The following is a 749-nucleotide window of genomic DNA, read 5'->3' as shown; positions in this document are numbered from 1 at the left end:
CGCGGCGGCCTGCACCGCGGCCTGCTCGGCCTGCGCCGCCGTGCTGGCCAGCCACTCCGCATACGGGGTGGCCGCGGCCGCCATCGCCGCCGAGGCCGTGCCCGCCCACTCCTCACTGGCCAGCTGAGTCACCACATTCTGATAACTCAACGCAGCCGACTGCAGCTCCGCGGCGATCGCATTCCACGCCGACGCCGCCGTCATCAACGACCCCGACCCCGGACCGGCATAAATCCGCGCCGGATAACCTCCGGGTCGGCAGCGTAGGAACACGCTTTAGCGCGCGAAAAGTGCTGCGCTAAAGCGTGTTTCGCGTTTGCGCCCAAGAACCGACTCGCGGCGGAGGCCTTGCCCACGCCCCCGGCCGGCCCCTGTCCGGGCCGACATCGCCGCGGCCTTTATTGCGACCGGATTTTTTGTCCAGCGCCCACGTCGATCCGCCCCGGCTGCGCGGGATCGCTTATCGGCCGTGATCCGCCCGGCACCCGTTCCCGCAGGTAGGCGTGCACACGGCGAACGCGGGCGGCCGCCGGCCCGGCCGTTGCGCTGTCCGCTGACCCGCTGGAACGGGGCGCCTCCCACCCGGACCGTCGAGTCACGGGCAGCGAGAAGACGGGGCGGCGCTCTAGCCTTCGCAAGCAAGCGCATCGCTTGAAGCCAGCTATCTAAAACACTCGCGAGGGAAACACATGGTTCGAGCCGGGGGGTTCGTAGGTGTTTGACTTCGGGGCGTTACCGCCGGAGATCAA

At 69.2% G+C, this 749-nt stretch carries 1 protein-coding gene; it reads right to left on the bottom strand.

Annotated elements, in window-relative coordinates:
- Positions 1 to 273: PPE domain-containing protein (locus A9X05_RS27460; RefSeq protein WP_231978482.1), on the bottom strand; the 273-nt coding region annotated here is incomplete at its 3' end.
- Between the last annotated feature and the right edge of the window lie 476 nt (positions 274 to 749).

Source organism: Mycobacterium sp. E3298 (assembly GCF_001666895.1).
Lineage (GTDB): Bacteria > Actinomycetota > Actinomycetes > Mycobacteriales > Mycobacteriaceae > Mycobacterium.
The sequence above is the reverse complement of the archived record's forward strand: the minus strand, read 5'-3'. Positions and strand labels throughout refer to the sequence as shown.